This is a genomic window from Thalassotalea euphylliae (assembly GCF_003390335.1).
Classification (GTDB): Bacteria; Pseudomonadota; Gammaproteobacteria; order Enterobacterales; family Alteromonadaceae; genus Thalassotalea_F; species Thalassotalea_F euphylliae_B.
This window is the reverse complement of the sequence record NZ_QUOU01000001.1, coordinates 3,587,780-3,601,450: the sequence shown is the minus strand read 5'-3', so window position 1 is coordinate 3,601,450 and position 13,671 is coordinate 3,587,780. Positions and strand designations below refer to the sequence as shown.

Below are 13,671 nucleotides of genomic sequence, written 5' to 3'. Positions count from 1 at the left end.
GTGTTTTTATTTGGCTGATAATATTTGTATTTGACAAATAACTGTTGCCATATGGCAATAATGAGGCCGAAAGAGTGGTAGGACAAATCAAATGGAACTAGCTGGTATAGCGATAGTTGCTATACCGTTAGAATAGCGCTGTTAATTAAAACTCAATGCAATACCAAGCACGCTCAGTTGTTTTTGCTCTTGCGTTAAATCAGCTTCAACAAGTGGTTTCTCACCAAGCCAGTTACTTGGGAAGGTTAAGTTGATTGAATCTTTATCGGCACTAATGCTTATTTCGGCATGTTCAGTTAACTGTCGCTGCTGGCTGAGCAAAATAGACAAGCGTAAAATAACGAGTAACTTGGCCAAACTTGCTTCGTTCAGTAAGTACCACAATTGCTGATCTTCAAATTGAATTTTCTTGCGTTGGTTGCCGACTAGCCATGCCAATGCCTGCTGCTGCTCTACGTTGAAGCCCGCCAAATCGGCATTGAGTAAAATATATCGACTGTGCTTGTGATAGCCCGAAGGATTAATATCGTAACCGATTTCGTGTACCCAAATTGCCCAGTTTAATAATTGCTTATAAGCTTTTTTATTCAGCTGCCACGCTTTTTCTGTCGCTTGGTAAATACGCGTTGCGAGCGTTTTCACTTTGTTTACTTGCTGCGCGTCGACATTAAAACGCGTGGAAAGACTGTTTATCGTGCGGTCGCGAATATCGTCGAACTGAATCGCTTCCAGCTGCTCTGATAACACACCTTCCCGCAACGAGTAGTCACAGTAATCAATGCTGTTAATTTCTAATAGCTCAGCAATACCAATTAAAATGGCGACACCCGGCGCAATAATATGGCGGCGACTTTCTTTCAAATTGGGCAGCTGAATGTTATCCGCGTGGCCAAAGTTAATTAATTGGTCTTTAAATCCTCGTAGCTCTGCCAAGTTAAATGGCTGATTCGCCTCGCGGTGCAAGTTTAGCTGCTGAAAAATCGTTTTCAATGTCCCAGATGTACCAACCGCTTCGTGCCAGCCAGCAGCTTTAAAGCGGTTTACATGAGATTCAATTTCTTGTTTGGCGTGTAATATCGCACGTTTAAATGCCTGCTTGGTGATATGGCCATTGGCAAAATAGAGTCGCGCAAAGCTCACACAACCAATATTAAGACTGGTCAGTTGAGAGGTCTGTAAGTCTTTACCTATGACACATTCGGTACTACCGCCGCCGATATCGATGATTAAGCGCTGTGTTGCTGGCGGCAAGTAATGGGCAACACCTTGGTAGATAAGGCGCGCTTCTTCGTGGCCGGAAACTACTTCGATATCAAATGGAAAAACCTTGGCGGCAGCATCTAAAAATGCTTGTGCATTTTTTGCCTGTCGCAGTGTAAAAGTGGCAACCACACGGAAGTTGTCTGGAGACAACTTTTCCGTTAGCGGGGCTAAATCTGCCAGCGCTTTAACACCGCGTTCGATGGCGGCGTGATCAAGTAGGTTTTGATCATCAAGCCCTTGGGCGAGTCGAACACGGTATTTTTCAGAGTGCAGAATTTGTAAATTGTCATTAACCACACGCGCAAAAACAAAATGAAAGCTGTTAGAGCCAATATCAAGCGCGCCAATATGATAACTGCCATTGCTCGATTTAATGTCGCTAATGCTTTCACTGATTTGTTTTAGGCTTTGGGTCATACCGTTTATTCCAGGTTTTTGAGCGCTTTTTTATCAACAAGCTCTTGTGCTTGCAAGTAATCGTAAATCGCTAGTTGTGAGCGAATAGGCTGGCGCTTTTCTTGTTTGACGTATTGATTATCTTGCATCTGGTCGATAATGCGCGCTTTCTGGTTATCGCTAAATTGCAGCTCAAGTAAATCGATAATACGCTGCTTTAACGTGGCATCGTATATTGGGCAACCAACTTCGACGCGCTGGTCAATGTTGCGCTCCATCCAATCACCAGAGCTAATAAATAGATTGTCTTCACCACCGTTGTGAAACATCAGCACCCTTGGGTGCTCTAGAAACTGATCGACAATTGAAATAACTTCAATATTTTCGCTGACACCAGAGAGTTGCGGTATCAAGGTACACATACCGCGTATGATCATGCGTATTTTCACGCCGGCACAACTGGCTTTGTACAGTCGGTCAATTAAGCCTTTATCCACTAAATTATTAATTTTTAGCGTGATCTGCGCTTTATTGCCTTGGGTTGCGTGGGCAATTTCATTGTCGATTAGCTGGTAGAATCGGCGACGCGAAGTGAGCGGCGAAACAATCAAATGGTTAAACCGAAAACGCTTGTAGCTATGAGCAATGAAAGAGAACACATTGTCAACTTCTTGGCTGATGTCTTTGTGTTTGGTAAAGAGTGAAAAATCAGTATAAATACGCGCATTTTTCTCGTGAAAGTTACCTGTACCAATATGGGCATAGCGCACTAGGCGTTCGTTTTCCAGACGAGAAACAATACAAAGCTTAGAGTGAACTTTCAGTGATTCAATCCCAAACTCAACGTGGATGCCCGCGTCTTTCATACGTTTGGCCCATTCAATATTGGCTTCTTCGTCGAATCGCGCGCGTAGTTCAACCACCACAGTCACTTGCTTGCCGTTTTTAACCGCTTCAATGAGTGAGTGAATAATCTCTGAATTTTTGGCAACGCGATAAATGTTGATTTTGATATGGCGGACAAGCGGGTCGTAAGACGCCTGACGAACAAACTCGGTAAAGTGCCTAAATTTGTAGTAAGGGTAGTAAACCAGCACATCTTGATATGAGATGGCATCAAAAACATTGTTAAAGCCAGAAAAGCGAGCAGACTCCAACGCGACTAACTCTTGCTTTTCCAGTGTTGCACCGCCGAGGTTTGGAAAACCAATAAAGTCTTTGAAGTGGCGGTAGCGCACACCGGGTACTAAGTTATTTTCATCTTTTATTTTTAGTGCTTTACGTAAAAACTTCACCATGTAGTCGGGCATGTGGCGATCATAGCCCAAGCGCGCTGGGGCGGCATTTAAACGCTGCTTTAAACCTTTGGACATTTTGTCTAGTAGGCTTTCATCTAGCTCATCATTTAAATCGTATTCCGCGTCACGCGTTAGTTTCACTGAGTAGGCATCCATATCTTCGTATTCGAAAATGCCCGTAAAAATATCGTCGAGAAAGTAATGCACAATATCGTCAAGCATCACCACGCGCTGGAGCTCTTCGTCAGTCTCTTTGGGCAGAATAATAAAGCGGTTTACTTCCTCTCGTGGAATTTCAATTAACGCATACTGCACGTTTTTCGCTTGTTTGAGTGCCACCAACAGGTAAATACCGTCATCATCTAAGCAACTTACCAGTTGGGTGTTTGACGAAATAATAATGGGCGTAATGTGGCGAATAATTTGGTGTTCAAAAAAGGTTTTTAGCCAGGTTTTGTGGCTTTTTGATAACTGCTTTTTAAAGACTTTCGATTTTTCATCGTTAAAGAACAGTTCAATATTGTGCTGGCGTAATTGCTCAAAAGCATCGGCGGCGATGGGCTGAAATTTGTCGGTGAGCTGTTTAACCTTGCCGATAATTTCATCGAGCAATAGTTGATCCTCACTCGGTTGAGTTGATGCCTCGTTAGCTGTGGCCTCGGTGACAATAAGTTTACGTCGTAAATTTGCGACGCGAACGCGAAAGAATTCGTCGAGGTTTGAGGAATAAATACCTAAAAAGCGAATGCGCTCGATAAGTGGTACATTGGGATCAGCGGCTTCTTGTAAGACGCGTTCGTTAAACGAAAGCCAACTGAGTTCTTTATCGAAATAGATGCGAGAGTCGTTCATTACTACTTATACTGCTTATATCCATTAATACTGACAAGTTATCTGTTTTTTATGACAAATTAACGACTCATGTCATTAATCTGTCATTTTTTCAGCTTATTGACTGATATCGACCATTAAATCGTCAGCTAAGTTTTCCAGCGCTGAGATAAGCGTATCAAGTTGCGTTTGATTGACGGCAATTTGTGCTTTGGCGTTGAACATGGTTTGCCCTGTGTGCGGCGCCGCTCCTTGCTTACTGACTAATTTAATAAGGTTACCGCCTTGTTGGTGGATGACCGACGAAATATCTTGCACTATGCCTTGGCGATCGTTGGCGGTTAGCTCAAGTGTCACCGCAGCTTGTTCGCCGCTGTCTGCGGGGGTGGTGATTTGCGTTTGCACCTGTAACTCCTGCAAGGCTTGAAGTGCTTGGTTCAGGGCTTCGATATGTTCGCTACTGGCTGACACCTCAATAACACCGGCAAAGGTCCCCGTTAGGTGGTGCAGACTACTGTTCTGCCAGTTACCTTGGTGCTGTTGAATAATACCTGATAGTTTATCTACGATACCCGGTTGGTCTTTGCCAACAAAACTAATCACTAAATGATCCATGGTGTTATCTCTCTGAAAATACGGTTGTTGCCGCCAATCGTTTAATTGGCAACGGTGTTCTTTTCTCTGGTTCGTTACTGCGCATCCCGCTCGTTACGTAAACTCATTAAGTGCCTGCGATTAAGGCTGACTTTTGGACAGTTGAGAAAGCTCTTTTTCTAGCTGTGATTGGTCGCCGAGATTCAATTCAACCAAGCGTCTAAGGTAGGTGACACTGTCAATATCGATAGCATTACATTGTAATCCAATGACATCTGGCTCTTGGTGCACGACACCAATGTGCATTTCAACTAACGCATCGCTGTCGCCTAAGTTAAAAACTAATCGACCTAATTTGGCTTTTAATGGTGTGTTGCATTTAGGAGCGGTGACCAGCGCACCATTAAGCGAAATATCGTGGATCGACACGGGGTAAGCGATTTCTTGCAATTGTTCTTCAATGTACAAGGTCGCTTTAATTGAAAACAGGATACGGGTGAATTGACGTCTATTTTCCATTAGCTCTGTAAGTTCTATAAATGTGAAGAGTTTCTATGCTTTAGCATAGCCTTTGTCATAAAAAAAGGCACCCATAGGTGCCTTAATTATTCATCAATTAACTGATTTTTTTGTACTTAATGCGATGAGGTTGATTTGCATCAGGTCCAAGCGTTTTTTTCAGCCATGCGTCGTAGTCGGTAAAGTTACCTTCAAAAAAGTTCACTTGGCCTTCGTCGCGGTAGTCAATAATGTGGGTCGCGATGCGGTCGAGGAACCAGCGGTCATGTGAAATAACCATGGCACAGCCTGGAAACTCTAATAGCGCTTCTTCTAATGCGCGCAACGTTTCAACATCAAGGTCGTTGGTTGGCTCATCCAGTAGTAATAAGTTACCGCCAGTTTTTACTAGCTTTGCTAAATGTACGCGGTTGCGCTCACCACCTGAGAGGTCGCCAATGTATTTTTGCTGATCATTGCCTTTAAAGTTAAAGCGTGAACAGTAAGCGCGGGCGTTGATTTCGTAAGTGCCAATTTCAATAATGTCATGGCCTTCTGAGATCTCTTGGTAAACGGTATTTTTACCATCCATGTCATCGCGGAACTGATCAACACTGGCAAGTTTAACCGTGTCACCCAATTCAACTGAGCCTGAATCAGGCTGTTCCGTGTTTGATAACATTTTAAATAGCGTCGATTTACCCGCACCATTCGCCCCGATAATACCGACAATCGCACCTTTGGGGATTGAGAAGCTCAGGTCATCAATTAATACGCGATCGCCAAACGACTTAGTTAAGTTGTTTACTTCCAAGACTTTATCGCCTAAACGCGGCCCCGGTGGAATATAAAGCTCGTTTGTTTCATTACGCTTTTGGTGATCTTGGCTGTTAAGCTCTTCAAAACGAGCCATACGGGCTTTGTTTTTCGATTGGCGGGCTTTCGGGCTTTGACGCACCCATTCAAGCTCCTGCTTGATGGTTTTTTGGCGAGCACTTTCAGATTTAGCTTCAATTTCGAGGCGTTTTTCTTTCTGCTCTAGCCATGACGAGTAGTTACCTTCCCATGGAATACCTTCACCGCGGTCAAGCTCTAGAATCCAGCCCGCTACATTATCTAAGAAGTAACGGTCATGGGTAATTGCCACCACAGTACCTGTGTAGTCGTGTAAGAAGCGCTCTAACCACGCGACTGATTCGGCGTCCAAGTGGTTCGTTGGTTCGTCGAGCAGCAACATATCTGGTTTTTGCAGTAATAAGCGACATAGTGCAACACGGCGGCGTTCACCACCACTTAATACTCCGACTTTTTGATCCCAGTCAGGCAGGCGCAGGGCGTCTGCGGCGCGCTCTAATTGGTTGTCAAGGTTGTGACCGTCAGCACTTGCTAAAATGGCTTCTAATTCACCTTGTTCTTTGGCAAGGGCGTCGAAATCTGCATCAGGCTCAGCGTAGGCAGCGTAAACTTGATCAAGGCGTGCCATAGCATCTTTAACGACAGAAACACCTTCTTCAACAACTTCGCGAACGGTTTTGTTTTCGTCTAACTCAGGTTCTTGCGGCAAGTAACCAATATTCGTGCCTGCCAGCGCGTGCGCCTCACCTTCGAATTCCGTGTCAACACCCGCCATAATGCGCAGCAAGGTTGATTTACCCGCACCGTTTAAACCCAAGACACCAATTTTGGCGCCTGGGAAAAACGATAAGGAAATATCTTTTAATATGGTTCGTTTTGGCGGCACCACTTTTGAAACGCGGTGCATTGAGTAAATAAATTTATCTGGCAGTGCCATGAAAACCTTCTTATTACGTGGAATGATTAATCTACCGATATTTTATACCCAAGCCCCAACAAGATGCGAGCAGTGCAGAAAAATCTAGTGAAATTTTTTCAGCCTCACTAACGTTGCTGGTCATACCAATTAGCTGGCGTAGCGCTGTAAAGGGCTATGTTCAGTTATAAGCAAGGTGAATGTTGGTAAGTGTTTTGGGTGATAGTCTGTCTGTTGACATTAATTAGCCACCCATGCACATTTTTACTCGATGGCTTTTAGTTAAGCAGTCAGTGAGACTGGCAAAGGTTTTCCATTTTGTTACAACAAATCATAAGGTATGATTTACGCATCTTATGCAATTATACTGCATCGCAACAAGCACTTAGCTGCGCAGCTTGATGCAGTCACAGGGAATAAAACATGGCACTTAATGAAAATAATATTGATCTTCATGGCCTCTCTTCTTTAGCAGAGCTAATCACAGAAGCTTGTAATAAGTACGCAGATAAACCCGCATTTAGCTGTTTAGGGCAAACATTTACTTTCTCTCAAACCTATGAAAAGGCTGTGAGTTTCAGCAAGTACCTGCAGCAACACACTGGGTTACAAGCGGGTGACCGCATTGCTGTTCAGCTACCTAACCTGATCCAATTTCCTGTTGTCGCATACGGCGCTTTGCTGGCGGGTGTCGTGTTAGTTAATACTAACCCGCTATACACGCCACGTGAAATGCAGCATCAGTTTAAAGACTCTGGCGCGAAAGCGATTGTGATTTTGGCAGATTTGCTACCAAACCTTACGCAAATTATTGATGAGACTGACATTGAGCATGTGATTGTCACGCAGGCTACTGACTTTTTAATGCCTGACAAACGCTACCAAGGTGAGTACCTGTCTTTAGTGGATTGTCTTGAACAAGGCGCCAATGTTGAAAGCTTAACGCCTGTTAAGGGCGAATTAAGTGATCTGGCGGTACTGCAATACACAGGTGGTACTACGGGGTTATCGAAAGGGGCAATGCTGTCTCAAATTAATTTGCTGGCAAATGCCGAGCAATCGTTCCAGCGCTTTAAGCCTAAATGTTTCGACGGGGAAGATGTTTATATTTGTCCGTTGCCGCTCTACCATATTTATGCTTTCTTGGTGAATTTGATCTTAGCCGCAGCTCATGGCGCGCATAACGTATTGATTCCAAACCCTCGCGATATTGATGCCTTTGTTAAAACTTTATCGGCATATCGTTTTACCCACTTTACTGGTATCAACACCTTGTTTGTTGGTTTGTGTCAGCACCCAGATTTTGTCAAGTTAGACTTCAGCTCGCTACGTATGACGATTTCTGGAGGTACTGCGCTAACACATAGTGCTGCAGATATTTGGATGGAAGTCACCGGCTGTACTATTTCAGAAGGCTATGGTTTATCTGAAACGTCTCCTGTACTTTGTTTTAACGAACCGGGTAATGAGCGTTTAGGCACGATTGGCTACCCGCTTGTGGATACAGATCTGCAAATATGGGATGAAAACAACCAAGTTGTTGCCCAAGGTCAAGAAGGGGAAATTGTCGCTAAAGGTCCGCAAGTCATGTCGGGTTACTGGCAACAAGAGGAAGCAACGGCTAAATCCATCATTAACGGTTACTTTAAAACAGGTGATGTTGGCGTCATTGATGAAGACGGTCGCATTCGCATTGTTGATCGCTTAAAAGATATGATTATTGTCTCAGGCTTCAATGTTTACCCAAATGAAGTGGAAGACGTACTTAGTAACCATGGTGATATTCTGGAAGCGGCAGTTATCGGTGAACCTGATGAGGGAACGGGTGAAAAAGTATCTGCGTTTGTGGTACTAAAACCCGAATCAACATTAACGGAAAGTGATGTTAAAGCTTTCTGTAAAGAGCACCTAACACCGTACAAAGCCCCTAAAAAAGTCACTTTTATTGCAGAATTACCTAAGTCTACCGTCGGTAAAATCTTACGCCGTGAGCTAAGAACTGCATAAATTCACACATTGACCGAAAGGTTAAAAATCTCTATGCCCCTTATAATTTAAGGGGTATCTCTTTTTATGACAGTTCTGTGAATATTTTCTTGTCACATAACTGTCACATTTCTGTCTTATACTCTCGCCAGTTTTTTAATCCCATCATTTAATGTAGGTAAATTGAGTGTCTATAGCGTCTCAATCAGCTGACATACGTCAGGTGAAAAATAAGCTAGCCAAATGGTTCATCTCCTTGGGAGGTGTCATGGTGCTATTTACTTTGATCTTAATCTTCTTGTACTTGCTTTACGTGATTAAGCCGATCTTTGAATCAGCTAGCGTAGAGCCAGTAAACGAAATCAGTGTTCAAACCAATGGTGAGTTGTTGGCAACGGGGCTGGATGAGTTAAAAGAAGTCGCTTATCAGCTCGACTCAGAAGGTTATATGACTTTCTACCAAATGTCGGAGAGTGACTTTCGCGCCCAAGGCAGTGAAATTTTGGCAGCGCAATTGTTTGCAAACGGTATTGCCAAAGTTTTTCCTGCCGATAACGGTCGCCACTTAGTGATTGATAATCAAGGTGAGGTTAGCCTTATCGCGGCTAAGTTTACGGCAATTTATCCCAAAGATAGCCGTGATATCACACCGTCAATCATTTACCCATTAGGTGAAGCTCCCTTGCCACTTGACGAGCAAGAGCAAACGGTCACTAAACTGGGGTTCGCGATGAACGACGAAAAGGCGATATTTGTTGCCTTTACTGACGATCAGCGCTTAATCAAAACGACCTTAGTTGCTGATGATGACTTTAACTACGACCCTGCATTTGAGCCTGTTTACCAAGAAATTGAGTTCACTGGCGCACAAGTTGACGACATTATGATCACGCCTGATTTAATGATGGCATTCGTGCGCACAGGCAATACGGTGATGGTTTACGATATGGATGACGAGTTCAGCGTTGACGTTAAAGCTGAGCTAACGAACATTGTCAGCGATGGCGCAAACATTACCGCAATGGCACTGCTGTCTGGTGGTTCATCAGTACTTTTTGGTGACAGCCAAGGGCAAGTCAGTCAGTGGTTTGAAGTGGCTGGCAAAAAAGGCCGTCAATTCCAAGAAATTCGCCGCTTTACCGCAAGCGAAACTGAAGCGGTTGCAGGCATCTACACTGAGATGTTCCGTAAGAGTTTCTACACCATGACCGCATCTGGTGAAATGGGTATTTTCTACACCACCAGTGATGCCGATTTATGGCATGGTGCTATCGCCCAGCAAGCGCCTAAAGCACTGGCTATTGCGCCACGTGCCGATGCTCTTATTGCTGCTGATGGTAACAGCCTAGCGTTAATCGCGTTGCATAACGAGCACCCGGAAGTGACGTGGAAAGCGTTATGGCAAGAAGTTTGGTACGAAGGCTACCCAGAGCCAGATTACATCTGGCAGTCAACGGGCGGTGCCGATGATTTTGAATCGAAATTCTCACTAGTACCTATTTCATTCGGCACAATGAAAGCTGCTGCCTATGCAATGTTATTTGCCGTACCGTTAGCACTAAGCGCGGCGATTTACACCGCTTACTTTATGCCACCTGCACTGCGTAAGAAAGTGAAGCCAACGATTGAGCTGATGGAAGCACTACCTACCGTAATTCTAGGTTTCCTTGCGGGCTTGTGGTTAGCGCCATTGATTGAAGATTACTTACCGGGGATTGTCCTGCTGTTAATTTTCTTACCTGTGGCAACTTTCCTTACCGCCTTTGCTTGGTTCAAATTACCGCGTGAATACAAAGCTAAGCTGCCTGAAGAGTGGGCGCCAATTATCTTGATCCCAATTTTGATTCTGGCTGGTTTCTTAGCGTTTGCGTTATCACCTGTGATGGAAAGTGTGTTCTTCGGTGGTGACATTCGCCAATACATTACCAATGATTTAGGTATTTCGTTTGACCAACGTAACGCTTTGGTGGTCGGTATTGCGATGGGCTTTGCTGTTGTACCTACTATCTTCTCAATGGCAGAAGATGCCATCTTTAGTGTGCCTAAGCACTTAACCAGTGGCTCACTAGCACTGGGTGCAACGCCATGGCAAACACTGATTAAGGTTGTGTTGTTAACGGCTAGCCCGGGTATCTTCTCGGCCATTATGATGGGCTTAGGCCGCGCCGTTGGTGAAACCATGATCGTTCTTATGGCAACGGGTAACACGCCAATTTTAGATTGGAGTATTTTCCAGGGGATGCGCACCTTGTCAGCTAACATCGCCGTTGAAATGCCTGAATCTGAAGTGGGAAGTTCGCATTACCGCATCTTATTCTTGGCGGCATTTGTACTATTTGTTTTCACGTTCGTGTTCAACACGCTGGCAGAATTTGTTCGCCAACGTCTCAGAGAAAAATACAGCTCGTTGTAAGGGAAGGATTGATTAAATGAAAGATTGGTTTAAAACAGGCTCCCCTTGGGTTTGGTTATCTGCTGGCGGGGTCAGCCTAAGTTTAATTTCTGTTGTTGGCTTATTGTGGCTGATTGCATCGAACGGCTTGTCGTACTTCTGGCCGTCGAAGATTCACCAATTCAATATGGTGGATGAAAAAGGTCAACCATCAGTGGTGATTGGTGAGATTTACGACCGCGAACGCATTCCAGCGAGCCAATTAGCGCACCTTGATTTAGGTGTTCAAATTACCGAAGACACGATTGAGCGCTTATTGGTTAAAACCGGTAACCGTGAGCTTGTCAGTTTAGATTTTCGCTGGATACTAGCGCCACAAATTACTGAGCAAAGTTTACCTGAGGACATCGCGGTTGTAGAGCGCCGCAGTAACGGTAATTTCTACGGTTTCGTGGAAAAAATCATTCTTGATGGCCAAGAAGCCGATGCGTCAAAACTTGACGAATTGCTAGAGCGTGTTAATGAGTTCCAAGAACAAATCAGCGAACTACAAAAAGTCGACATTGGTGCGATTAACTACAACTTAGAGCGTTTGCGTCTACGTGAGCGCAAGTATGTTATCGACGGTGAGTTGACGGACGAAGTTAAAGCCGATTTAGAATCGCAAGCACAGGCACTTCGCACTGAGTACGAAGTACTCGAAAAAGACCTGATGGCACTGCGCAGCCAAGTATCGCGTGATCAAATTGTGATGCGTGCGATGGGCGGTGAATTAGTAACCATTAACTTTGATCAAATTATCAAAGTGTCGTTTAACAACCAGCTCGGCTTCTTTGGCAAAGTCGCGACATTCTTTGACCAAATCGCAGGTTTCATTTTTGATGAGCCACGCGAAGCAAATACCGAAGGCGGTGTGTTCCCTGCGATTTTCGGTACGGTATTAATGGTATTGTTGATGACAGTGATTGTTGCGCCATTTGGTGTGATAGCCGCGATTTACCTGCACGAGTATGCAGCGAAAAATGCCTTTACTAAGCTGATTCGCATCGCGGTAATCAACTTGGCCGGTGTACCATCAATCGTTTACGGTGTATTTGGTTTAGGTTTCTTTGTTTACATGGTTGGTGGCAACTTAGACCGCTTGTTCTACCCAGAAACACTGCCTAGCCCAACATTTGGTACTCCGGGTGTGTTGTGGTCTGCACTGACACTGGCAATTCTAACCTTACCTGTGGTGATTGTTTCGACAGAAGAAGGTTTAGCGCGTATTCCCTCATCTATGCGTCACGGTAGCTTGGCACTCGGCGCAACCAAAGCGGAAACTTTATGGCGTATTATTTTGCCAATTGCGAGCCCAGCGATTATGACAGGTATTATCCTCGCGATTGCGCGTGCCGCGGGTGAGGTTGCCCCGTTGATGCTAGTTGGTGTGGTCAAAATGGCACCAACGCTACCACTTGATGGCAACTTCCCGTTCTTACATTTAGAGCGCAAGTTTATGCACCTTGGCTTCCACATCTACGATGTTGGTTTCCAAAGCCCGAATGTTGAAGCGGCTCGTCCACTGGTTTATGCAACAGCATTGCTCTTGGTGACCATCATCGTTGGTTTGAATATGACGGCGGTCAACATCCGCAACAAGCTACGTGAAAAGTACCGCGCACTAGAGCACTAAGCACGCGCACTTGGTAAAACACCGCTGGCAAGGGCTGGCGGTTAGTTAACAACAAAGATTTCATCTGCGCTGCAAAAGTGGCGTTGTAAAAAAGGTTAAACGAATTAATTATGATTACAGTAACCCCGAAAACACTTGGTGATACACCAGCACGACTAGACCTTGCAAACTTAACCCCAGAGCAAACGGCACTGGAAATTAAGAACCTAAACTTGTTCTACGGTGACAAGCAGGCGCTTCATAATATCGATATGAAGATCCCAAAAGGTCAAGTCACGGCATTTATCGGCCCTAGTGGTTGTGGTAAATCAACCTTGTTACGCTGTATTAACCGAATGAATGACTTAGTGGATATTTGTCGCATTGAAGGTGGTATTCACTTGCACGGTGAAAACATTTACGACAAACACGTCGATGTCGCAGCGCTTCGCCGTAAAGTGGGTATGGTATTCCAGCGTCCTAACCCATTCCCAAAAAGTATTTATGAGAATGTGATTTACGGTTTGCGTATTACTGGCGAGAAAAACCGCCGCGTGCTCGACGAAGCCGTAGAGCGCTCGTTAAAAGCCGCAGCGCTTTGGGATGAAGTCAAAGATCGCTTGCACGACAGTGCACTTGGCCTATCGGGTGGTCAGCAGCAACGTTTGGTTATCGCACGCGCGATTGCCATTGAGCCAGAAGTATTGCTACTGGATGAGCCAACATCAGCACTTGATCCGATTTCAACCTTGACCATTGAAGAGCTAATCAATGATCTGAAAAAGCAATTCACGGTCGTGATTGTTACGCACAACATGCAACAAGCGGCGCGTGTGTCTGATCAAACGGCGTTTATGTACATGGGCGATTTAATTGAATATAGCGACACCAATACGTTATTCACTACGCCTGCGAAGAAGCAGACGGAAGATTACATTACAGGACGTTACGGTTAATCCGTTATAATTAAGGCAAAGGGTGAATAAGA

Annotated in this window: 9 protein-coding genes; 4 read left to right on the top strand and 5 right to left on the bottom strand. The window is 44.6% G+C overall.

Annotation, left to right across the window (positions count from 1 at the left end; genetic code table 11):
- Positions 1-141: 141 nt before the first annotated feature.
- From DXX93_RS15835 to ettA, 5 genes are all read right to left on the bottom strand, one after another.
- Positions 142-1,680: a Ppx/GppA phosphatase family protein gene (locus DXX93_RS15835; protein WP_116008948.1), complete on the bottom strand. Its 1,539-nt coding sequence runs from the start codon at positions 1,678-1,680 to the stop codon at positions 142-144.
- A 5-nt stretch (positions 1,681-1,685) separates the two neighbouring features.
- Positions 1,686-3,809 carry a polyphosphate kinase 1 gene (ppk1, locus tag DXX93_RS15830; protein WP_116008947.1) on the bottom strand — a complete coding sequence of 708 codons (2,124 nt, stop codon included), beginning with the start codon at positions 3,807-3,809 and terminating at the stop codon, positions 1,686-1,688.
- A 96-nt stretch (positions 3,810-3,905) separates the two neighbouring features.
- On the bottom strand, positions 3,906-4,403 hold the full coding sequence (locus DXX93_RS15825; protein WP_116008946.1) for a glycine cleavage system protein R: 498 nt from the start codon (positions 4,401-4,403) through the stop codon (positions 3,906-3,908).
- Between the two features lie 120 nt (positions 4,404-4,523).
- Positions 4,524-4,901, bottom strand: coding sequence for a PilZ domain-containing protein (locus DXX93_RS15820; RefSeq protein WP_116008945.1), 378 nt, complete (start codon positions 4,899-4,901; stop codon positions 4,524-4,526).
- A gap of 97 nt (positions 4,902-4,998) precedes the next feature.
- Positions 4,999-6,672 carry an energy-dependent translational throttle protein EttA gene (gene ettA / locus DXX93_RS15815; protein ID WP_116008944.1) on the bottom strand — a complete coding sequence of 558 codons (1,674 nt, stop codon included), beginning with the start codon at positions 6,670-6,672 and terminating at the stop codon, positions 4,999-5,001.
- Positions 6,673-7,074: 402 nt separating this feature from the next.
- Here ettA and DXX93_RS15810 point away from each other — a divergent pair, with 402 nt between their 5' ends.
- The 4 genes from DXX93_RS15810 (at position 7,075) to pstB (ending at position 13,639) form a co-directional block, all read left to right on the top strand.
- A complete protein-coding gene (locus tag DXX93_RS15810) occupies positions 7,075-8,658 on the top strand; it encodes an AMP-binding protein (RefSeq protein WP_116008943.1) in 1,584 nt (527 codons plus the stop codon).
- Positions 8,659-8,905: 247 nt separating this feature from the next.
- Positions 8,906-11,050, top strand: a complete 2,145-nt coding sequence (locus DXX93_RS15805; protein WP_116008942.1) for an ABC transporter permease subunit — start codon at positions 8,906-8,908, stop codon at positions 11,048-11,050.
- Between the two features lie 16 nt (positions 11,051-11,066).
- Positions 11,067-12,704 carry a phosphate ABC transporter permease PstA gene (gene pstA, locus DXX93_RS15800; RefSeq protein ID WP_116008941.1) on the top strand — a complete coding sequence of 546 codons (1,638 nt, stop codon included), beginning with the start codon at positions 11,067-11,069 and terminating at the stop codon, positions 12,702-12,704.
- Positions 12,705-12,814: 110 nt separating this feature from the next.
- A complete protein-coding gene (gene pstB / locus DXX93_RS15795; RefSeq protein WP_116008940.1) occupies positions 12,815-13,639 on the top strand; it encodes a phosphate ABC transporter ATP-binding protein PstB in 825 nt (274 codons plus the stop codon).
- The last annotated feature ends 32 nt before the right edge of the window (positions 13,640-13,671 follow it).

Coding starts and splice junctions, on each gene's coding strand:
- ettA (WP_116008944.1), bottom strand. CDS start 6,672: ATGGCACTGCCAGATAAATTTATTTACTCAATGCACCGCGTTTCAAAA.
- DXX93_RS15810 (WP_116008943.1), top strand. CDS start 7,075: ATGGCACTTAATGAAAATAATATTGATCTTCATGGCCTCTCTTCTTTA.
- DXX93_RS15825 (WP_116008946.1), bottom strand. CDS start 4,403: ATGGATCATTTAGTGATTAGTTTTGTTGGCAAAGACCAACCGGGTATC.
- pstA (WP_116008941.1), top strand. CDS start 11,067: ATGAAAGATTGGTTTAAAACAGGCTCCCCTTGGGTTTGGTTATCTGCT.
- ppk1 (WP_116008947.1), bottom strand. CDS start 3,809: ATGAACGACTCTCGCATCTATTTCGATAAAGAACTCAGTTGGCTTTCG.
- DXX93_RS15835 (WP_116008948.1), bottom strand. CDS start 1,680: ATGACCCAAAGCCTAAAACAAATCAGTGAAAGCATTAGCGACATTAAA.
- DXX93_RS15820 (WP_116008945.1), bottom strand. CDS start 4,901: ATGGAAAATAGACGTCAATTCACCCGTATCCTGTTTTCAATTAAAGCG.
- pstB (WP_116008940.1), top strand. CDS start 12,815: ATGATTACAGTAACCCCGAAAACACTTGGTGATACACCAGCACGACTA.
- DXX93_RS15805 (WP_116008942.1), top strand. CDS start 8,906: ATGGTGCTATTTACTTTGATCTTAATCTTCTTGTACTTGCTTTACGTG.